The sequence below is a fragment of the Homoserinimonas aerilata genome (genome assembly GCF_006716125.1).
GTDB lineage: Bacteria > Actinomycetota > Actinomycetes > Actinomycetales > Microbacteriaceae > Homoserinimonas > Homoserinimonas aerilata.
The window spans coordinates 1,661,752-1,682,533 of record NZ_VFOM01000001.1 but is presented as its reverse complement, the minus strand read 5'-3'; the positions used below and the strand labels follow the sequence as shown (position 1 = coordinate 1,682,533).

Sequence of the window (20,782 nt, the reverse complement as noted above, 5' to 3'; positions counted from 1 at the left end):
CTCAGGCTCCCAACTATTGATAGAGTGATTTCTGAACATCCCCCCATTTTGACGCCGCGTTTCATCACGCCCCGACTCTGGAGATAGTGCTGCTAGTCAACGCTCTGACATCGCTTATCCCCCTGGCCACCGGCGGCTCCGGGGGTGACGGTGAGTTCCATGGCCCCACGATCATGGAGTTCTTCCCCGACATCGTCCTGTTTGAGGGCACGCCCTTCGCCATGAACCGGATCATGATGATCCGTGTCCTCGTCACTCTGGTGATCGTGGCCGTCTTCTGGCTGGGAACGCGCAATCTGCGCCTCGTCCCCACCCGCGGTCAGGGTCTCATCGAGTACGGCTTCGACTTCGTGCGGGTCGGCATCGCAGAAGATCTGCTGGGCAAGAAGGATGGGCGGCGTTTCCTCCCGATCCTCATGACCTTCTTCTTCCTGGTGTTGGCGAGCAACATAACGGGAGTCGTGCCGTTCCTCAACATCGCCAACACGGGTGTCATCGGCCTGCCGTTGCTGCTCGCGCTCATCGCGTACGTCACCTGGATCTACGCGGGCCTCAAGAAGCATCCGGGTACGTTCCTCAAGAACGCGCTCTTCCCCCCGGGCGTCCCGCCGGCGCTGTACATCATCGTGACGCCGATCGAGTTCATCTCGACCTTCATCGTCCGTCCGGTGACGCACACGCTCCGACTCATGATGAACATGGTCGTCGGGCATCTTCTGCTCGTGCTGTTCTTCTCGGCGACGCACTTCTTCTTCTTCACCGTCGGGGGCGGCCTCGGCCTCTTCGGCGTGGGCACGCTTGCATTCGGCGTCGCGTTCTCGTTCTTCGAGATCCTGGTCGCCGTGCTGCAGGCCTACGTGTTCACGATCCTGACGGCGGTCTACCTCCAGCTCGCGCTGGCCGAGGACCACTGAGAACCACCCACTGGCTATGCACTAAGGGGTCGGGCATCCGCTCGGCTCACCTCATGGAAGGAAACACAACGTGGACGTAACAACCGTTGCTGAACTCAGCGGAAACATCGCGACCGTGGGCTACGGCCTCGCGGCGATCGGCCCGGCCATCGGCGTGGGTATCGTCGTCGGCAAGACGATCGAGTCGGTCGCCCGCCAGCCCGAACTGCAGGGCAAGCTCCAGGTGCTCATGTACATCGGTATCGCCTTCACCGAGGCGCTCGCGTTCATCGGCATCGCAACGTACTACATCTTCGCGTAAGGAATCTCGATGCTCAACGCACTGACACTCGCGGCTGAGGGGACGCCGAATCCGCTGGTGCCCGCCGACTACGACATCCTGTGGTCCGCGGTCTGCTTCATCGTCATCCTCCTCGTCTTCTGGAAGGCCGTCATCCCTCGGGTGACGAAGATGCTTGACGAGCGTGCCGAGGTGATTGAGGGCGGAATCGCCCGCGCGGAGAGCGCGCAGGCCGAGGCCAGTGCGCAGCTCGAGAAGTACAACGAGCTGCTTGCCGAGGCGCGTGCCGAGGCGGGCAAGATCCGCGAGCAGGCCCGTCTCGACGGTACGAAGATCCTGAGCGAGCTCAAGGAGCAGGCATCGGCCGAGGCGGCCCGCATCACTGCGAACGCCTCAGCGCAGATCGAGGCGGAGCGCCAGAGCGCGCTCGTGTCGCTGCGTGCCGAGGTCGGTTCGCTGGCCCTTGATCTCGCAGCCGGCGTCATCGGCCAGAGCCTCTCCGACGACAAGAAGGCGACGGCACTTGTCGACTCCTTCCTCGCGGACCTCGACGCAGCAGACAAGGCGACGAAGTAACCATGGGATCAGCGAGCAGAGAAGCGACCGTCGCATCGCGTGCGGCGCTTGCCGGCGTGGGCGCGAAGGTTGACCTGACCCTGGCAGAGCAGCTCTTCGCGGCGGGGCGCACCATCGGGGGCTCCCTGCAGCTGCGCACTCTGCTGGCGGAGCCGGCGGGCGACGCAGCGGCCAAGAAGGCTGCCATCGCGGCCGTCTTCGGCTCGTCGCTCAGCGCGACCGCCGTTTCACTGCTCGAGACCGTGACGGCAAGCCGTTGGTCGAGCGTTGATGATCTGCTCGCGGGCGTCGAAGACCTGGGGCTGCGTGCAGCCGCCCAGTCCTCGAACTCGTCGGCCGTCGTCATCGGCGAGCTGTTCGCATTCGGTCAGACGGTCACGTCCAACCCCGAACTCGAGCTCGCGATCGGCAGCAAGCTCGGCGACCCGGCCTCCAAGGCTGCGCTCGTCGACGCGCTCGTCGCCGGCAAGGTCTCGGGGCAGTCGGCAGCGATCATCCGGCATCTCGTGCAGCAGCCCCGCGGGCGCCGCATCGGGCGTCTGGTGTCGGATGCTGCGGCAACGGTCGCAGATCAGGCGGGCCAGGTCATCGCCACGGTCACCTCCGCGGCGACGCTCTCGGCCGCTCAGCGCACCAAGCTGCAGAAGGGCCTCTCGGCTCGGTACGGCAAGCCTGTGACCCTGAACGAGCTGATCGACCCCGCTTTGGTCGGGGGAGTTCGCATCGCGATCGGCGACGACATCATCGACGGCAGCATCGCGACGAAGCTTGCCGAACTCAGACTTCAACTGGCCGGCTGACCCTTCGGGGAACCGGCAAACAAAGCCACGGGGCCGCAAGGCGCCGCGAAGACAAGGAAACGCAAATGGCAGACGTAACGATCAGCCCGGATGAGATCCGTGACGCACTCAAGGACTTCGTCAAGTCATACGACCCGACGAAGGCCTCGACGACCGAGGTCGGCCACGTGGTCGATGCGGGCGACGGAATCGCCCACGTCGAGGGGCTCCCCGGCGTCATGGCGAACGAGCTCATCAAGTTCGCGGATGGCACCCTCGGCCTCGCGCTCAACCTCGATGAGAGCGAGATCGGCGTCGTCGTGCTCGGTGAGTTCAGCGGCATCGAGGCTGGCCAGGAGGTGACCCGCACGGGCGAGGTGCTCTCGGTTCCCGTCGGCGACGCCTACCTCGGCCGTGTCGTCGACCCGCTCGGCAACCCGATCGACGGACTCGGCGAGATCGCGAGCGAAGCCCGCCGCGCCCTCGAGCTCCAGGCTCCCGGCGTCATGGCCCGCAAGTCGGTTCACGAGCCGATGCAGACCGGCATCAAGGCGATCGACGCAATGATCCCGATCGGCCGCGGCCAGCGCCAGCTCATCATCGGTGACCGCCAGACCGGTAAGACGGCCATTGCGATCGACACGATCATCAACCAGAAGGCCAACTGGGAGTCGGGCGACACGAACAAGCAGGTTCGCTGCATCTACGTCGCCATCGGCCAGAAGGGCTCCACGATTGCCGCCGTCAAGGGCGCGCTCGAGGAGGCCGGGGCGCTCGAGTACACGACCATCGTCGCGTCTCCCGCATCCGACCCCGCCGGCTTCAAGTACCTCGCGCCCTACACCGGTTCGGCCATCGGCCAGCACTGGATGTACGGCGGCAAGCACGTTCTCATCATCTTCGATGACCTGTCGAAGCAGGCCGAGGCCTACCGCGCCGTGTCGCTGCTGCTCCGTCGCCCGCCGGGCCGCGAGGCGTACCCCGGTGACGTCTTCTACCTGCACTCCCGTCTGCTGGAGCGTTGCGCGAAGCTCTCCGACGAGCTGGGCGCAGGCTCGATGACCGGTCTTCCGATCATCGAGACGAAGGCCAACGACGTCTCGGCCTACATTCCGACCAACGTCATCTCGATCACGGACGGCCAGATCTTCCTGCAGTCCGACCTGTTCAACGCCAACCAGCGCCCCGCCGTCGACGTCGGCATCTCGGTGTCACGAGTCGGTGGTGACGCTCAGGTCAAGTCGATCAAGAAGGTCTCGGGAACGCTCAAGCTCGAGCTGGCCCAGTACCGGTCGCTGCAGGCATTCGCCCTGTTCGCATCCGACCTCGATGCGGCCAGCCGTCGCCAGCTCGCCCGAGGCGAGCGCCTCACCGAGCTGCTGCGCCAGCCGCAGTACTCGCCGTACCCCGTCGAGGACCAGGTCGTCTCGATCTGGGCCGGAACAAACGGCAAGCTCGACGAGGTCCCTGTCGAAGACATCCTGCGCTTCGAGCGCGAGCTGCTCGACTACCTGGCTCGCAACACCAAGGTGCTCGACACCCTGCGCGAGACCAACGTGCTCGACAACGACACCGTGTCGAACCTTGAGTCCGCGGTCGACAAGTTCAAGCTCGAGTTCCAGACGGGTGAGGGCAAGCCGCTCATCTCCGCCGGACGCGAGGAGTTCGCGGAGATCGCAGAAGAAGACGTCAACCAGGAGAAGATCGTCAAGCAGAAGCGCTGACGCCCTTCGGGCATCCGCACTTCGTTGATCATCGACTGATTAGGACAGAGAGAGAAACATGGGAGCGCAACTTCGGGTCTACCGGCAGAAGATTCGTTCTGCCCAGACGACCAAGAAGATCACTCGGGCCATGGAGCTGATCGCCGCGTCGCGGATCGCCAAGGCCCAGGCGCGGATGCAGGCGTCGGCGCCGTACTCGCGTGCAATCACGCGCGCGGTCTCGGCGGTCGCCACGTTCTCGAATGTCGACCACATCCTCACCACGGAGCCGGAGAAGGTCGAGCGCGCTGCGATCGTCATCTTCTCCTCCGACCGCGGACTCGCGGGTGCGTTCAACTCGAACGTGCTCCGCGAGGCCGAGGAGCTGGCGTCGCTTCTGCGCAGCCAGGGCAAGGATGTCGTCTACTACCTGGTGGGTCGCAAGGCCGTCGGCTACTTCGCCTTCCGCAAGCGCGACTTCGTGCAGAACTGGGTGGGCGGAACCGACAACCCCGAGTTCGACACGGCGCGGGAGATCGGCGCAGTCCTCGTCGAGGCCTTCGTCACCCCGGCGGCAGAGGGCGGCGTCGACGAGATCCACATCGTCTACAACCGCTTCGTGAGCATGCTCACGCAGACCCCCGAGGTCGTGCGGTTGCTGCCGCTCGAGGTCGTCGAAGGTGTGGAGGAGCCGGATGCCGGCGAGGTGTTCCCGCTCTACGAGTTCGAGCCGGAGGTCGGCGACGTGCTTGACGGTCTTCTGCCCGTCTACATCGAGAGCCGCATCTTCAACGCGATGCTGCAGTCCGCGACCTCGAAGCATGCGGCGACGCAGAAGGCCATGAAGTCGGCGAGCGACAACGCGGACACGCTCATCACGGACTACACGCGGTTGGCGAACAACGCCCGTCAGGCCGAGATCACCCAGCAGATTTCCGAGATCGTCGGTGGCGCCGACGCGCTCTCGACATCGAAGTAAAACCACGAGAACAGGGAAGCAATGACTACAACAGCCCCCGCTTCAAAGAAGCCAGCAGCACGTCGGCCCGCTGCGTCCAAGAAGGCCGCAGCCCCCGTCGCCCCCGTGGCCTCGGGCAGCGTCGGACGGGTCGCGCGCGTCACCGGCCCGGTCGTCGACATCGAGTTCCCGCACGACTCGATCCCGGGCATCTACAACGCCCTCAAGGCGACCGTCACGATGAGTGGTGAGACGCACGAGATCACACTCGAGGTCGCGCAGCACCTCGGGGACGATCTCATCCGCGCCATCGCGCTCAACCCGACCGACGGCGTCGTCCGCGGCCAGGAGGTTCGTGACACGGGCGAGCAGATCACGGTTCCCGTCGGTGACATCACCAAGGGCAAGGTCTTCAACGTCATCGGTGACATCCTCAACGCCAAGCCCGACGAGAAGATCGAGATCACCGAGCGCTGGCCCATCCACCGCACGCCGCCGCCCTTCGACCAGCTCGAGTCGAAGACCGAACTCTTCGAGACCGGCATCAAGGTCATCGACCTGCTCACACCGTACGTGCTCGGTGGAAAGATCGGCCTCTTCGGAGGTGCCGGCGTCGGCAAGACCGTGCTCATCCAGGAGATGATCCAGCGCGTTGCCTCCGACCACGGTGGTGTCTCCGTGTTCGCCGGTGTCGGTGAGCGTACCCGTGAGGGCAACGACCTCATCCACGAGATGGAGGAGGCGGGCGTCTTCGACAAGACCGCCCTTGTCTTCGGCCAGATGGACGAGCCGCCGGGAACGCGTCTTCGCGTGGCGCTGTCGGCCCTGACCATGGCGGAGTACTTCCGCGATGTGCAGAAGCAGGATGTGCTGCTCTTCATCGACAACATCTTCCGCTTCACGCAGGCCGGTTCCGAGGTCTCCACGCTGCTGGGCCGCATGCCCTCCGCCGTGGGTTACCAGCCGAACCTCGCCGACGAGATGGGTGTGCTCCAGGAGCGCATCACCTCGACGCGTGGTCACTCGATCACGTCGCTGCAGGCGATCTACGTGCCCGCCGATGACTACACCGACCCGGCCCCGGCAACGACCTTCGCGCACCTCGACGCGACGACCGAGCTGAGCCGTGAGATCGCATCGAAGGGCCTCTACCCGGCCGTCGACCCGCTGACCTCGACCTCGCGCATCCTCGACCCCCGTTACCTGGGCGAGGACCACTACCGCGTGGCCACCACGGTCAAGCAGATCCTGCAGAAGAACAAGGAGCTCCAGGAGATCATCGCGATCCTCGGTGTCGACGAGCTCTCCGAAGAAGACAAGATCACCGTCTCGCGGGCACGTCGCATCCAGCAGTTCCTCTCGCAGAACACCTACATGGCGAAGAAGTTCACCGGCGTCGAGGGATCGACCGTCCCGCTCAAGGACACGATCGAGTCGTTCGACGCGATCGCCAAGGGTGAGTTCGACCACGTGGCTGAGCAGGCGTTCTTCAACGTCGGTGGCATCAGCGACGTCGAAGAGCAGTGGGCGAAGATCCAGAAGGAGAACGGCTGATCATGGCCGTACTCAACGTCAGCCTCGTCTCGGCCGACCAGGAGGTCTGGTCGGGCGAGGCGAAGATGGTGGTCGCCCGCACGACCGAGGGTGAGATCGGCCTGCTCCCCGGCCACGAGCCGATGCTTGCCATCCTCGGAGCCGGCGAGGTGCGCATCACGCTCACCGACGGAGCAGCCGTGGTCGCCGATGCGGCCGAGGGCTTCCTCTCCGTTGAGCACGACACGATCACGATCGTCGCGCGTCACGCGGCGCTCGTGAACGCCTGAACAACCAACACCGAACGCCCCGGCGTCGATGCTGCTGATCCTTCCTCCCTCCGAGTCCAAGCGGACCGGAGGCGAGGAGGGCACAGCGCTCGACCCGGGGCGTTTGAGTTTTCCGGAGCTCGCAGTGCCACGGCGTGAGGTTCTGAGGGCGACGAAGGCGCTCGCGCGTAACCTCAGCACGATGGCGGCGGCGCTCAAGATCGGCCCGAGTCTGCAACACGAGCTGCAGCGCAACCGCGAGATCACCACATCGCCGGTCATGCCAGCAATCGACCGATTCACGGGCGTGCTCTTCGACGCCCTCGACGCGGGGAGCCTCTCCGAGCAGGCACGCACCTTCGCCGCCCGCACCATAGCGATTCATTCCGCGCTGTTCGGGCTTGTGGGGGCGCTCGACCCGATCCCGGCATACAGGCTCTCGCATGACTCCCGTCTGCCGGGCCTCTCGCTCAAGAAGGCCTGGTCGAAGCCGATCGCCTCCGTGCTCGCGCAGCAGCCCGGCCTCCTTCTCGACCTTCGCTCGGAGGCCTACGCCACGCTCGGACCAGCGCCGCAGCGCGACGGCTCGCTCTACCTGCGGGTGGTGGCGCAGGGAGCCGATGGTCGCATCCGGGCGCTCAATCATTTCAACAAGAAGGGCAAGGGCGAGTTCGCGCGGGCCGTCATCGAGGCCGGCATCGAGCATCCGGATGCCGCATCGCTCGTCGACTGGGCGGCATCCGTCGGCTTCGACCTCGGTCACGGACGCCCCGGCGAACTCGAACTCGTCGTCGCCAACAGCGTTGCGGCATGACTGCCGATCGGCGGCTTCGGTGCAGCCGCCCGCTCGATAGCATGGCCCGATGATGGTGGACGCTGCCCCGGATGCGCCGGGCGGGTCGATGGTGGCCCGCATCGCCACGATCCTGCGCGCCTTCGATGAGGACCACGACACCCTCTCGGCCTCAGAACTCGCCGAGCGCACGGGGCTTCCGGTGGCGACCGCGCATCGCATCGCGGGCGAGATGGTCGCTGAGGGGCTGCTCGATCGCGACGGCCGCCTGTACTCGATCGGCACGGGCCTCTGGGAGAGGGGCGAGCTCGCCGCCGTCAGCCTGCGCTTTCGCGAGATAGCGCTGCCGTTCCTGCTCTCGCTGTACGAGGTGACGGCGGAGAACGTGCACCTCGCGATCCTCGACGGGCAGGAGGCGCTGTACGTTGCACGCCTCATCGGGCACCGCTCGGTGCCGACGATCAGCCGCATGGGCGGGCGGCTGCCGCTGCACACGACGGGGGTGGGCAAGGCGCTGCTCGCGTTCCAGGATGAGGCGTTCCTGGCCGATTTCTTTGCGAAGCCGCTGCACCGCGCGACCCTGCACTCGCGGGTGGGCGAGGCCGGGCTGCGGGAGGAGCTCGAGGCGATTCGGGCATCCGGGTTCAGCATGACGAACCAGGAGATGACGCTCGGCAATGCCTCCATCGCGGTTCCCATCTTCACGGAGGACGGCCCGCCCTATGCCGCGGTCGGGCTCGTCACTCATCTGAACCGCTCCGATCAGCGGCGCAGTGTTCCGCTGTTGAAGGAGGCGGCGACAGGGATCTCGGATGCGCTCGGCGTGAGTCTCGACGGTGGGCGGCGGCGCTGGAGGGACCTGCTGCACTGAACGGCGCAGCATCCGGAGCATATTCTCACTGACTGAGAACGGGGGCTTGTCGCTCGGCCCTGAGCCTGCGAGCCTGTCCCCGTGACCGATTCAACCCCCACCCCAGCACCGTCGCAGGGCACAGACCCACTGGCGACGACCGCGACACAGGCCGACATCAGCGCCGAGATCCAGGACCTCGGGCGCCGCTACCAAGAGGGCGTCGCCGCGGGCGGGGCGCGCGAAGACAAGACGCGTATCGACTACGCGCCCTACCGCAGCAGCCTGCTCCGCCACCCCACCAAGAGCCTGCACCTCGCCGACCCCGAGACGATCGAGCTGCATTCGCCGGCCTTCGGCCATCGCGACGTGTCGTGGGTCGAGGCCGACCTGACCATCCAGCACAACGGTGAACCCCTGGGCGAGCGGATGATCGTGACCGGGCGGGTCATGGACGGCGACGGCCGCCCCGTGCGCAACCAGCTCGTCGAGATCTGGCAGGCGAACTCGGCCGGACGCTATGTGCACAAGCGCGACCAGCATCCGGCACCCCTCGACCCGAACTTCACGGGCACGGGCCGCTGCCTCACCGACGACGACGGCGTGTACCGGTTCCAGACGATCAAGCCGGGGCCGTACCCGTGGCGCAACCACACGAACGCGTGGCGCCCCGCGCACATCCACTTCTCGCTGTTCGGCACCGAGTTCACGCAGCGCATGGTCACCCAGATGTACTTTCCGAGTGACCCGCTGTTCGCACTCGACCCCATCTATCAGTCGATCGTCGACCAGGATGCGCGCGACCGCCTGATCGCCAACTACGACCACGACCTCACCAGCCCGGAGTACGCGCTGGGGTACCGTTGGGACATCGTGTTGACAGGGTCGAAGCGAACCTGGACCGAGCCCGAGGATGGAGACCACTGATGGCGAAACTCGTGGCGACCCCCGGCCAGACCGTCGGGCCGTTCTTCGGCTACGCGCTGCCGTACGCCGGCGGTGAGGATCTGGTCGACCGCACGCATCCGCACGCGGTGCGCCTGCACGGCAGGGTCACGGATGGGGCAGGCGCGGCCATCCCTGACGCTCTCGTCGAGCTGTGGCAGGCCGACGAGCAGGGGAACATCCCGCACGAGCCGGGTTCCCTCCGCCGTGACGGCTACACCTTCACAGGCTTCGGTCGAGCCGCCGTCGACGACACCGGCCACTACCAGTTCACGACGGTGGAGCCGGGGGCGACGGATGCGGGCAGGCCGCCGTTCTTCATGATCACGGTGTTCGCGCGCGGTCTGCTCGACAAGCTGCACACGCGGGCGTATCTCCCGGAGGCGGCGGCGCAGGGCGGCGACGCTGTGCTGTCTGCGCTTGCGCCTGACCGGGTTAGGACTCTCATCGCGACGCGGGATGGTGAGGGCAGCCTGCTGTTCGACATCCGCCTGCAGGGCGATCAGGAGACCGTCTTCCTCGACTTCGGGGCCTAGATGACGGGGCACGTCGACTCCGGTGACTTCGGGCTGCTCTCTCCGCAGTGGGCGGGCTCGGATGTCGCATCCGCGACCTCCGACGCCGCAGTGCTGCTGGCGATACTCGACGTCGAGGTGGCGCTCGTCGAAGCGTGGCAGGGGCTTGGGCTCGCGCCCGAGAACGCCGCCGCGACGGTGCGCTCGGCGCTCGACGGGGCCGGCATCGAGGGTCCGGGAATCGACGTGTCCGCGCTCGCCGCGCAGAGCCGAGCCGGGGGCAACCCGATCATCCCGCTCGTGAAGCGTCTCAGGGAGGCCGTCGCGAAGGGTGACGAGAAGGTCGCCACCTGGGTGCACCGCGGCGCGACCAGCCAAGATGTGCTCGACACCGCCCTCATGCTGGTCGCGCATCGTACCCTCGCTCTCATCGAGGCCGATCTCGAGGCGGTCGCCACATCGCTGGCCGCCCTCGCAGAGTCCCACCGCTCGACCCTCATGGTCTCCCGCACGCTCACCCAGCACGGCGTCCCGAGCACCTTCGGGCTGAAGGCGGCGGGCTGGCTCGACGGAGTCGTCGCAGCGGCCGTGCGGCTGCGCGAGGCGCGCGCCGGGCTCCCCGTGCAGTGGGGCGGGGCCGGGGGCACGCTCGCCTCCTTCGCCGTCATCGCCGGACCGGGAACGGGCCTGCGGATCGCGGATGCCCTGGCCGACAGCCTGGGCCTCGCACCGTCGACCCCGTGGCAGACGCAGCGGGCTCCCGTCACGATTCTGGGCGACGCTCTCGCGCAGGCGAGCGGTGCTCTCGGCAAGATCGCCGTCGACGTGCTCGCATCCGCCCGCCCCGAACTGGGCGAGCTGGGCGAACCGAGCGAGGCCGGCCGGGGAGGCTCCTCGGCGATGCCGCAGAAGCAGAACCCCGTGCTGAGCGTGCTCATCCACTCCTCTGCACAGCGGGCGCCCGGCCTTGCCGCGGAACTTCACCGCAGCGCCGTCGCCGTCGATGAACGCCCGGACGGTGCCTGGCACTCCGAGTGGAGCGCCCTGCGCGAGCTGCTCCGCTTCGTGGGCGGCGCATCCGAGCTCGCCGCAGAGCTGGCGGCCGGGCTCGTCGTGCACCCCGAGGCGATGCGTCGCAACCTCGAACTGAGTGGCCCGCTCGTCGTCGGCGAACGGCTCATGATCGAGCTGGCGCCGCTGCTGGGCCGGGAGCGGCTGCAGGAACTCGTGTCGGCCGTCGTCGCAGACCCCGAGCGAGACCTCTTCGGTCTGCTGCGCGCTGAGCCCGCCCTCGCTGAGCTCGGTGAAGGCCGCCTCGCAGCCATGCTCGACCCCGCAGGCTATGTGGGGGAGAGCGACGCCATCATCGACCGCGTGCTCGCACGGCACGCCGAATTCGCCGCCCGGGAGGGCCAGTGACTGTTCCCCGCCTCACAGGAGTCCGCATCGAGAACAGTTCGGGCCCCGCACTGGTGCTCGGCCCCTCGCTCGGAACCTCGTCAACCGTGCTGTGGGCCAGGGCGGTCGCGCTTCTGGCACCGCATTTCAGCATCCTCAGCGTCGACATCCCCGGGCATGGAGAGTCGCCTGCCGCGACCGAGTCGTTCACGGTCGGCGAGCTCGCGGATGCGGTCGTTGCGACGGCAGCGGATGCGGGCTTCGAGCATTTCTTCTATGCCGGGGTTTCGCTCGGCGGCCAGATCGCCCTCGAGCTGGCGCTGCGGCATCCGGAGCGCGTCGATGCCGTTTCGATCATCTGCTCCTCGGCGAAGGTCGGGCAGGCGGATGCATGGCACGAGCGGGCGGCGACCGTGCGCGCCCAGGGCAGCGCCGTGATGGTCGCGGGCTCGGCGAGCCGCTGGTTCGCGCCCGGTTTCATCGAGGAGCAGCCGGAGCATGCTGGGGCCCTGCTGAACTCGCTCGCCCATGCCGACGACAACAGTTACGCGCTGTGCTGCGAGGCGCTGGCCGCGAGCGACATCCGTGACCGCCTGCCGCAGCTCGCCGTGCCCACGCTCGCGCTCTGGGGCGAGCTCGACGGCGTCATCCCGCCCGTCGAGGCGCGTGCGGTCGCCGAGGGCGTGCAGCAGGGCACAGGGATCGAGATCGCGGGCGCCGCCCACCTGGCGCCGATCGAGCGACCCGAGGCGGTCGCGGATGCGCTGCTCGGATTCTTCAGGAAGGGAACGACGGATGCGTGACGACGGCCGCAGCAACCAGCAGAGCTACGACGAGGGCATGGGGGTGCGCCGCGAGGTGCTCGGGGCGACCCATGTGGATCGCGCCACGGCGTCGATCGACGAGACCACCGCCGACTACCAGGACCTCATCACCCGCTACGCGTGGGGCGAGATCTGGACGCGCCCCGGGCTCGACCGGCGTTTGCGCAGCGTTGCGACGATCACGGCGCTGATCGCGCACGGCCACTACGACGAACTCGCCATGCACCTGCGTGCGGCGCAGCGCAACGGGCTGAGCCGCGCCGAGATCAGCGAGGTGCTGCTGCAATCGGCGATCTACTGTGGCGTGCCCGCCGCGAACTCCGCATTCAAGGTCGCACAGGCGGTCTTCGCCGAGGCGCCTCCGACCGACTGAGGCCTCTCGCGGCGGTCTTCTGTGCCCGGTGATGACGACTCCGGCAGCGGATGTTTGCAGAAAGAACTTGTGTTCGCCTTGCGAACGCAGCATCATGGGTCTAAAGCGCGTCACCAGCGCCGGAAAGCCCCTCGCCCCCGCGAGGCAACAGGGACAGGAGCCATCTCCGCAATGATCTCCAAGATCGTCGACAGTGCCGCAGAGGCGGTGCACGGTATCCCCGATGGGGCGACAGTGATGATCGGTGGCTTCGGCAGCGCTGGTCAGCCCGTCGAACTCATTGATGCGCTGCTCGAGCAGAGCGCGACAGACCTCACCATCATCAACAACAATGCGGGCAACGGCGAGATCGGTCTCGCTGCGCTGCTCGCAGCGGGGCGGGTGCGCAAGATCATCTGCTCGTTCCCCCGGCAGGCAGACTCGCAGGTGTTCGACGGCCTGTACCGCGCGGGCAGGATCGAGCTCGAGCTCGTGCCGCAGGGCAACCTCGCTGAGCGCATCAGGGCGGCCGGCGCCGGCATCGGCGGCTTCTTCACCCCGACCGGCTTCGGCACCACACTTGCCGAGGGCAAGGAGACCCGGCGCATCGACGGGCGCGACTACGTCTTCGAGACGCCGCTGAAGGCCGACTTCGCGCTCATCAAGGCCGTCGCGGGAGACCGCCTCGGCAATCTCGTCTACCGCAAGACGGCCCGCAACTTCGGGCCGATCATGGCGACGGCGGCAGCGGTGACGGTCGCACAGGTCGACCGCGTCGTCGAGGCCGGCGAACTCGACCCTGAGGCGGTGGTGACCTCGGGCATTCACGTCAGCAGGGTCGTGCAGCTCGACTCGAACACCCAGATGATGGAAGGGGCGGGCCAGTGAGCGACGTTCGTGCGGGTCTCGACCGCAACCAGATGGCGGCACGTGTCGCCCAGGACATCCCCGAGGGTGCCTACGTGAACCTCGGAATCGGCCTGCCGACGAAGATCTCGGACTACCTGCCGAGCGACCGCGAGGTGATCCTGCACACCGAGAACGGCATGCTCGGCATGGGTCCTGTCGCTGTCGGCGACGAGGTCGACCCGGATCTCATCAACGCGGGCAAGATCCCGGTCACCGAGCTGCCCGGCGCCAGCTACTTCCACCACGCCGACTCGTTCGGCATGATGCGCGGCGGCCACCTCGACATCTGCGTGCTCGGCGCGTTCCAAGTGTCAGAGAAGGGCGATCTCGCCAACTGGCACACGGGGGCGCCGGATGCGATCCCCGCGGTCGGCGGAGCCATGGACCTCGCGATCGGTGCGAAGCAGGTGTTCGTGCTCATGGAGCTGACCACCCGCGACGGCGCGGCGAAGCTCGTCAAGGAGCTGACGTACCCGGCGACGGGCCTCGGATGCGTCACGCGGCTGTACACGGATCGTGCGGTGTTCGAGCTCGGCGCCGACGGGGCATCCGTCATCGAGACGTTCGGCGGCACGACGATCGACGAGCTGCGCGAACTTACCGGCCTCGACCTGAAGGAGCAGTGACGATGACCAGCTATGTCTTCGATGCGGTGAGGACCCCGTTCGGCCGCTACGGCAAAGCGCTTGCCGAGGTGCGCCCCGACGACCTGGGCGCGACAGTGATGAAGGCGCTCATCGAGCGCAACGAGGGCCTCGACCCGGCGCGGATCGACGATGTGCTGTTCGGCAACGCCAACGGCGCCGGCGAGGAGAACCGCAATGTGGCCCGGATGTCGGCCATCCTCGCGGGGTTCCCGACCTCGGTTCCCGGCGCGACCGTGAACCGCCTCTGCGGTTCTGGCGTCGAGGCGGTCATCCAGGGCAGCCGCGCCATCGAGGCCGGCGATGCCGAGCTGATCCTGGCCGGCGGTGTCGAGTCGATGAGTCGCGCCCCCTGGGTTCTGCCGAAGCCGTCGCGCACGTTCCCGGCCGGTAACGTGACCCTCGTCTCGACGACGCTCGGGTGGAGACTCGTCAACCCGGCGATGCCGAAGGAGTGGACGGTGTCGCTCGGCGAGACCGCCGAGATCCTGGCCGATCGCTACGGCATCAGCCGTGAGGAGCAGGACGAGTTCGCGGTGCGCAGCCACCGCAATGCTGCCGCAGCGTGGGCCGACGGCCGATATGACGACGAGATCGTCGCGGTCGACGGCGTCGAGCTGACCCGCGACGAGGGAATCCGAGACGACACGAATGCGGAGGCGCTCGCGGCGTTGAAGCCCGCGTTCCGCCGCGAGGGGGGTACCGTCACCGCCGGCAACTCCTCGCCGCTCAACGACGGAGCATCCGCTCTCCTCATCGGCGCCGAGAACGCGATTTCCGGTGTGGAACCGCTCGCGCGCATCACGGGTCGGGGCGTGTTCGCCAATGACCCGAACATCTTCGGTATCGCCCCTGTCGAGGCGGCCAACCGGGCGCTTGCGCGAGCCGGCCGCACCTGGGCGGATGTCGACCTCGTCGAGCTGAACGAGGCGTTCGCCGCGCAGAGCCTCGCCTGCCTGAAGCTGTGGCCGGAGCTCGACCCCGCTAAAGTCAACGTGGACGGCGGAGCGATCGCGATCGGCCATCCGCTGGGCGCCTCGGGCGGCCGCATCATCGGTCACCTCGCGCATGCGCTCAAGCGTCGCGGCGGTGGAATCGGTGTCGCGGCGATCTGCATCGGCGTCGGGCAGGGGCTCGCGGTCGTGCTCGAGGCGTGAGCCTCGATGGGCGGTTCTGAGGGAGGAACGACGATGTCGATGACGGATGCTGAGCTCAGCACAGCAGGCGGCGAGCCTGTGAGCACAAGCGCGACAGCGTCGGTTCAGTCCCTCGTGCGCGGCCTGTCGGTGATCCGCGCATTCGATGCGGAGCAGCCGGAGATGACGCTCAGCGACGTGGCGCGCAAGACGGGCCTGACGCGGGCGACGGCGCGCAGGTTCCTGTTGACGCTCATCGAGGTCGGCTACGTGCGCACCGATGGCAAGTCCTTCGCGCTGACGGCGCGCGTGCTCGACCTCGGCTACAGCTATCTCTCGGGCATGTCGCTGCCCGATCTCGCCCAGCCCCATCTGGAGTGGCTGAGCACCGCGGTGGGGGAGTCGACCTCGGCGTCCGTTCTCGACGGCACCGACATCGTCTACGTCGCCCGCGTGCCCACGAGGCGGCGCATCATGAGTGTCGGCATCTCGATCGGCACGCGCTTTCCCGCCTATGCGACCTCGATGGGGCGCGTGCTTCTGGCGGCGTTGCCGCAGCAGGAGCTTGAGGCCAGGCTCGACGGCCTCGAGCTGCCGTTGCGCACGGAGCGCACCATCAACACCGTCGCGGTGCTGGAGGACGAGCTTCGCAGGGTGAGGTCACAGGGTTTCGCCGTCACCGACCAGGAGCTCGAAGCGGGCCTGCGGTCGATGGCGATGCCGATCAGGGACGGGCAGGGTCGCACGCTCGCGGCGATCAACGTCTCAGGGCATGCCGCCGACGGCACTCTCGAGGAGTTCACCGAGCGCGTCGAGGCGCCGCTGCGCACCGCGACGGAGGCGATAGTCGCCGATCTACGGCGGGCGAAGCCCGTGTCGAGTCTGTTCCTGCCGAACTGAGTCGTCGTCTCTCGCTCAGCGGTGTTTCGCCGTCGGCGAACGAGGTCGTTCGGAGTTGTGAGTGAGTACTCACTCAACTAGAGTCTTCCGGTGACCTCGACAGCAGAACCCGACGCCCCGAGCAGGCGTGCCAGCCCTCTCGCGGTCGAAGAGCGCCAGTCGATGATCATCGACGCCATCATGCCGCTCCTCATCGAACACGGCCGTGACGTCACGAGCAGGCAGATCGCCGAGGCCGCCGGAATCGCCGAAGGCACCATCTTCAGGGCCTTCGGCGACAAGGACTCGCTCATCGACGCGGCGATCGAACGGTATCTCGACCCCGAGCCGATGAAACGCGAGCTGCGGATGATCGACGTCGGCAAACCGATCGAGGAGAAGCTCCTGCTGCTCATCACGATCATGCAGGAGCGCTTCGGCCATGTCTTCCGCATCCTGACCGCAGTAGGCCACAGGAGGCCACCCGAGCGATCGCAGCGCGAGGATTTCGCCCGCATCGTCTCGGAGGTGCTCGAGCCCGAGCTCGACGCCCTCGGCTGGGCGCCCGATCGGGTTGCCCACATCATCCGCATGATCACCTTCTCCACGGCGTTCCCGCAGCTCAACCACGGGATCGAGTTCACACCGGAGGAGCTCACCCACCTCGTGCTGCATGGCATCATGCGCACGCCGCCCACACCATCCCAAGGAAACCGATGCTCGCACGACTCCTAGGCCGCTACCTCAGGCCGCACTGGCCGCTCCTCGTCGCGGTCGGCATATTCCAGCTCGCACAGTCGCTGGCATCCCTCTACCTGCCGAGCCTCAACGCCGACATCATCGACCAGGGCGTGGCCAAGGGCGACATCGACTACATCTTCTCGACGGGCGCCATGATGCTCGGCGTGACGCTCATCCAGGTCGTGTGCGCCATCTCGGCCGTGTACTTCGGGGCCCGCTCGGCGATGCTGCTCGGCCGCGACCTGCGCGGCGCGGTGTTCGGCAAGGTGAGCGAGTTCTCGGAGCGCGAGGTGTCGAAGTTCGGCGCACCCTCGCTCATCACCCGCTCGACCAACGATGTGCAGCAGGTGCAGATGGTCGTGCTCATGATGTGCACGCTCTTCGTCTCCGCCCCCATCCTCGCGGTCGGCGGCGTCATCATGGCCCTCCGCGAAGACCCGGGGCTGTCGTGGCTCATGGGCGTCAGCATCCCGATCCTGCTCGTCGGCCTCGGCCTCATCATCGTGCGGATGATGCCACTCTTCCAGTCGATGCAGAAGCGCATCGACAACGTCAACCGGGTGCTGCGCGAGCAGCTCACGGGCATTCGCGTCGTGCGCGCCTTCGTGCGTGAAGATGTCGAGACGAAGCGTTTCGCCGACGCCAACGCCGAACTCACCGACGTCGCGCTCAAGGTGGGCAAGCTCTTCGCCCTCATGTTCCCCATGGTCATGCTCGTGCTCAACGTGTCGAGCGTCGCCGTGATCTGGTTCGGCGGGCTGCGGGTCGACTCGGGCGAGATCGAGGTGGGAACCCTCATGGCGTTCCTGCAGTACCTCATGCAGATCCTGATGGCCGTCATGATGGCCACCTTCATGGCCGTCATGCTGCCGCGCGCCGCCGTCAGCGCCGACCGCATCGGCGAGGTTCTCGAGACCGAGTCCTCCGTCGTGCCGCCGAGCAACCCGGTCACCGAACTGCACGAAAGCGGAACGGTCGAACTGCTCGACACGAGTTTCGCCTACCCCGGCGCCGAGGAGTCGGTGCTGCACAACATCAGCTTCAGGGTGCAGCCGGGCACGACGACCGCGATCATCGGCAGCACGGGCTCCGGCAAGACGACCCTCGTCAACATGCTGCCGCGCCTCTTCGATGCGACGGGCGGCTCTGTTCTGGTCGACGGCGTCGACGTGCGCGAACTCGACCCCGATCTGCTGTGGAGCCGCATCGGAATCGTTCCGCAGAAGCCATACCTGTTCTCGGGCACCGTCGCGAGCAACCTCCGCTACGGGCGGCCGGAGGCCACCGACGAGGAGCTGTGGGAGGCCCTTGAGGTCGCCCAGGCGGCCGGATTCGTGCGCCGCATGGAGGACGGGCTCGAGTCATCGATCGCCCAGGGCGGCACCAACGTCTCGGGCGGCCAGCGCCAGCGCCTCGCCATCGCGAGGGCGCTCGTGAAGCGCCCCGAGATCTACGTCTTCGACGACTCCTTCTCGGCCCTCGACTCGGCGACGGACGCCCGACTGCGGGCCGCCCTCACATCCGAGCGGGCGGATGCGACGCGCATCATCGTCGCCCAGCGCGTGTCGTCGATCATCGACGCAGACCAGATCATCGTGCTCGAGCACGGCCGCATCGTGGGGATGGGAACCCACGACGAGCTGCTCGAGACGTCGGAGACCTACGCAGAGATCGTGTCGTCCCAGCTGACGGCGGAGGAAGCAGCATGAGCACCGAGACACAGAACCCGGGCGGCCCCCTGGACGACGAGAAGCCCGAACCCGAGACCGGTGCCATCACGACGGTCGCAAGGCCGCGCCCCGGAGGCGGCCCCTTCGGCGGCGGCGGAATGCCGGCCGAGAAGTCGAAGAACTTCGGAACATCCGCCAAGCGTCTCGTCGGGCGTCTCCGCCCGGAGGCCTTCAAGATCGTCTGGGTCTTCGTGCTGTCGATCGTGAGCGTCGTGTTCACGGTGCTCGGCCCCAAGATCCTCGGCCAGGGCACGACCCTCATCTTCGAGGGCGTCATCTCGAAGTCGCTGCCGAAGGGCGCCACCCAGCAGCAGATCATCGACGGGCTGCGGGCCAAGGGCGAGGACTCGCAGGCCGACCTGCTCAGCGGAATGCACCTCACGCCGGGCGTCGGAATCGACTTCGGCACCCTCAGCACCGTGCTGTTCTGGGTTCTCGCGCTCTACTGCCTGTCCTCGATCTTCGGCTGGCTGCAGGCGCTCGTGCTCAACGTCGTCACCCAGCGCACCATCTACAGGCTGCGTGAAGACGTCGAGACGAAGATCAACAGGCTGCCACTCAGCTACTTCGACCGCATGCCGCGCGGTGAACTGCTCAGCCGGGTCACGAACGACATCGACAACATCTCGCAGACCCTGCAGCAGACGATGAGCCAACTGCTCAACTCGCTGCTGTCGGTCATCGGTGTGCTCGTCATGATGTTCGTCGTGTCACCGCTGCTGGCAGCCATCTCGCTGGTCACGATTCCGCTGACCGTGCTCATCACCGCCCTGATCGCGAAGCGCTCGCAGCCTCTGTTCGTGGCGCAGTGGAAGCACACGGGCGAGCTCAACGCGCAGATCGAGGAGGGCTTTACCGGCCACTCGCTCGTCAAGGTGTTCGGCCGCCAGCGCGAAGTGCAGGAGGTCTTCGACCGCAAGAACGAGGAGCTCTTCAAGGCGAGCTTCGGCGCCCAGTTCGTGTCAGGCATCATCATGCCGGCCATGATGTTCGTCGGAAACCTGGTCTACGTCGTCATCGCCGTCGTCGGCGGGCTGCAGGTCGCGAACGGGTCTATGCGCCTCGGCGACGTGCAGGCGTTCATCCAGTACTCGCGCCAGTTCACGCAGCCGCTCACGCAGCTGGGCAGCATGGCCAACCTGCTGCAGTCGGGCGTCGCATCCGCCGAACGCGTCTTCGAACTGCTCGACGCGGAGGAGCAGTCGGAGGACCCCGCAACGCCCGCCGTGCCGGCCGAGAAGAAGGGCCGCCTCGCGTTCGAGGACGTCACGTTCAGCTACAGCCCGGAGAAGCCCCTCATCGAGGGCCTGAACCTGTCGGTCGAGCCGGGCCAGACGGTCGCGATCGTCGGGCCGACGGGCGCGGGCAAGACGACGCTCGTGAACCTCATGATGCGCTTCTACGAACTGAACTCGGGGCGCATCACGCTCGACGGCGTCGACATCGCGACCATGTCGCGCGACGGCCTGCGCTCGCGCATGGGCATGGTGCTGCAGGACACCTGGCTGTTCGGCGGCACCATCCGCGACAACATCGCCTACGGCCGTCCGGATGCCACGGAGGACGAGATCATGGACGCCGCGAAGGCCACCTACGTCGACCGCTTCGTGCACACCCTGCCCGACGGCTACGACACGGTGCTCGACGACGAGGCGAGCAACGTGAGCGCGGGAGAGAAGCAGCTGCTGACCATCGCGCGTGCGTTCCTCGCCCGCCCGAGCGTGCTCATCCTCGACGAGGCGACGAGCTCGGTCGACACGCGCACCGAGGTGCTCGTGCAGCACGCCATGAAGGCGCTGCGCTCCGACCGCACGAGCTTCGTGATCGCGCACAGGCTGTCGACGATCCGCGATGCGGACCTCATCCTCGTGATGGAGAACGGCACGATCGTGGAGCAGGGCAACCACGGCGAGCTGCTCGCCGCGGAGGGCGCCTACTTCAGGCTGTACAACGCCCAGTTCGCGGGCCCGGTCACCGAAGGGTACTGAGGCTCCAGCCGTCGAGTTGCCCGCTTTCGCCCTCTTTTCGCAGAGATTCGGGGCCGAAAGTGGGCA

General features: G+C 67.1%; 22 protein-coding genes. All 22 read left to right on the top strand.

The features are described 5' to 3' along the window. Nucleotides 1-83: 83 nt before the first annotated feature. The 22 genes from atpB (at nucleotide 84) to FB562_RS07825 (ending at nucleotide 20,716) form a co-directional block, all read left to right on the top strand. Nucleotides 84-914 carry a F0F1 ATP synthase subunit A gene (atpB, locus tag FB562_RS07930; protein ID WP_425459825.1) on the top strand — a complete coding sequence of 277 codons (831 nt, stop codon included), beginning with the start codon at nucleotides 84-86 and terminating at the stop codon, nucleotides 912-914. Nucleotides 915-984: 70 nt separating this feature from the next. Next, nucleotides 985-1,215 carry an ATP synthase F0 subunit C gene (gene atpE / locus FB562_RS07925; protein WP_141880605.1) on the top strand — a complete coding sequence of 77 codons (231 nt, stop codon included), beginning with the start codon at nucleotides 985-987 and terminating at the stop codon, nucleotides 1,213-1,215. Nucleotides 1,216-1,224: 9 nt separating this feature from the next. Continuing rightward, nucleotides 1,225-1,770: a F0F1 ATP synthase subunit B gene (locus FB562_RS07920; protein ID WP_141880604.1), complete on the top strand. Its 546-nt coding sequence runs from the start codon at nucleotides 1,225-1,227 to the stop codon at nucleotides 1,768-1,770. 2 nt (nucleotides 1,771-1,772) lie between these two features. Continuing rightward, nucleotides 1,773-2,570, top strand: a complete 798-nt coding sequence (locus tag FB562_RS07915) for a F0F1 ATP synthase subunit delta (protein WP_141880603.1) — start codon at nucleotides 1,773-1,775, stop codon at nucleotides 2,568-2,570. 65 nt (nucleotides 2,571-2,635) lie between these two features. Continuing rightward, complete coding sequence (atpA, locus tag FB562_RS07910) at nucleotides 2,636-4,273, top strand: F0F1 ATP synthase subunit alpha (RefSeq protein WP_141880602.1); 1,638 nt, start codon at nucleotides 2,636-2,638, stop codon at nucleotides 4,271-4,273. Nucleotides 4,274-4,331: 58 nt separating this feature from the next. After that, complete coding sequence (locus FB562_RS07905; protein ID WP_141880601.1) at nucleotides 4,332-5,231, top strand: F0F1 ATP synthase subunit gamma; 900 nt, start codon at nucleotides 4,332-4,334, stop codon at nucleotides 5,229-5,231. Between the two features lie 21 nt (nucleotides 5,232-5,252). Then, nucleotides 5,253-6,764, top strand: a complete 1,512-nt coding sequence (gene atpD, locus FB562_RS07900; RefSeq protein WP_246081393.1) for a F0F1 ATP synthase subunit beta — start codon at nucleotides 5,253-5,255, stop codon at nucleotides 6,762-6,764. 2 nt (nucleotides 6,765-6,766) lie between these two features. Further along, on the top strand, nucleotides 6,767-7,033 hold the full coding sequence (locus FB562_RS07895; protein ID WP_141880600.1) for a F0F1 ATP synthase subunit epsilon: 267 nt from the start codon (nucleotides 6,767-6,769) through the stop codon (nucleotides 7,031-7,033). 28 nt (nucleotides 7,034-7,061) lie between these two features. Continuing rightward, on the top strand, nucleotides 7,062-7,826 hold the full coding sequence (locus FB562_RS07890) for a YaaA family protein (RefSeq protein ID WP_141880599.1): 765 nt from the start codon (nucleotides 7,062-7,064) through the stop codon (nucleotides 7,824-7,826). A gap of 49 nt (nucleotides 7,827-7,875) precedes the next feature. Further along, complete coding sequence (locus FB562_RS07885) at nucleotides 7,876-8,676, top strand: IclR family transcriptional regulator (RefSeq protein WP_141880598.1); 801 nt, start codon at nucleotides 7,876-7,878, stop codon at nucleotides 8,674-8,676. A gap of 81 nt (nucleotides 8,677-8,757) precedes the next feature. Next, entirely contained in the window at nucleotides 8,758-9,582 is an 825-nt protein-coding gene (pcaH, locus tag FB562_RS07880; RefSeq protein ID WP_141880597.1) for a protocatechuate 3,4-dioxygenase subunit beta, read from the top strand. Further along, nucleotides 9,582-10,136 carry a protocatechuate 3,4-dioxygenase subunit alpha gene (pcaG, locus tag FB562_RS07875; RefSeq protein ID WP_185740482.1) on the top strand — a complete coding sequence of 185 codons (555 nt, stop codon included), beginning with the start codon at nucleotides 9,582-9,584 and terminating at the stop codon, nucleotides 10,134-10,136. Before pcaH ends, pcaG begins: the two co-directional genes overlap by 1 nt. Beyond that, nucleotides 10,137-11,534 (top strand): class-II fumarase/aspartase family protein, encoded by a 1,398-nt coding sequence (locus FB562_RS07870; RefSeq protein WP_141880596.1) that lies wholly within the window; start codon nucleotides 10,137-10,139, stop codon nucleotides 11,532-11,534. It begins immediately after the preceding gene. Next, on the top strand, nucleotides 11,531-12,316 hold the full coding sequence (locus tag FB562_RS07865; RefSeq protein WP_141880595.1) for an alpha/beta fold hydrolase: 786 nt from the start codon (nucleotides 11,531-11,533) through the stop codon (nucleotides 12,314-12,316). Before FB562_RS07870 ends, FB562_RS07865 begins: the two co-directional genes overlap by 4 nt. After that, complete coding sequence (gene pcaC, locus FB562_RS07860) at nucleotides 12,309-12,710, top strand: 4-carboxymuconolactone decarboxylase (protein ID WP_246081392.1); 402 nt, start codon at nucleotides 12,309-12,311, stop codon at nucleotides 12,708-12,710. Before FB562_RS07865 ends, pcaC begins: the two co-directional genes overlap by 8 nt. A gap of 171 nt (nucleotides 12,711-12,881) precedes the next feature. Next, nucleotides 12,882-13,577 carry a 3-oxoacid CoA-transferase subunit A gene (locus tag FB562_RS07855; protein ID WP_141880593.1) on the top strand — a complete coding sequence of 232 codons (696 nt, stop codon included), beginning with the start codon at nucleotides 12,882-12,884 and terminating at the stop codon, nucleotides 13,575-13,577. 32 nt (nucleotides 13,578-13,609) lie between these two features. Next, on the top strand, nucleotides 13,610-14,224 hold the full coding sequence (locus FB562_RS07850) for a 3-oxoacid CoA-transferase subunit B (RefSeq protein WP_141881148.1): 615 nt from the start codon (nucleotides 13,610-13,612) through the stop codon (nucleotides 14,222-14,224). A gap of 2 nt (nucleotides 14,225-14,226) precedes the next feature. After that, nucleotides 14,227-15,399 (top strand): thiolase family protein, encoded by a 1,173-nt coding sequence (locus tag FB562_RS07845; RefSeq protein WP_141880592.1) that lies wholly within the window; start codon nucleotides 14,227-14,229, stop codon nucleotides 15,397-15,399. Between the two features lie 39 nt (nucleotides 15,400-15,438). Continuing rightward, nucleotides 15,439-16,278, top strand: a complete 840-nt coding sequence (locus tag FB562_RS07840; protein WP_141881147.1) for an IclR family transcriptional regulator domain-containing protein — start codon at nucleotides 15,439-15,441, stop codon at nucleotides 16,276-16,278. 90 nt (nucleotides 16,279-16,368) lie between these two features. Further along, nucleotides 16,369-16,992, top strand: coding sequence for a TetR/AcrR family transcriptional regulator (locus FB562_RS07835; RefSeq protein WP_246081390.1), 624 nt, complete (start codon nucleotides 16,369-16,371; stop codon nucleotides 16,990-16,992). Next, a complete protein-coding gene (locus FB562_RS07830) occupies nucleotides 16,974-18,707 on the top strand; it encodes an ABC transporter ATP-binding protein (protein WP_141880591.1) in 1,734 nt (577 codons plus the stop codon). Before FB562_RS07835 ends, FB562_RS07830 begins: the two co-directional genes overlap by 19 nt. Next, entirely contained in the window at nucleotides 18,704-20,716 is a 2,013-nt protein-coding gene (locus FB562_RS07825) for an ABC transporter ATP-binding protein (RefSeq protein WP_141880590.1), read from the top strand. Before FB562_RS07830 ends, FB562_RS07825 begins: the two co-directional genes overlap by 4 nt. Nucleotides 20,717-20,782 lie beyond the last annotated feature (66 nt).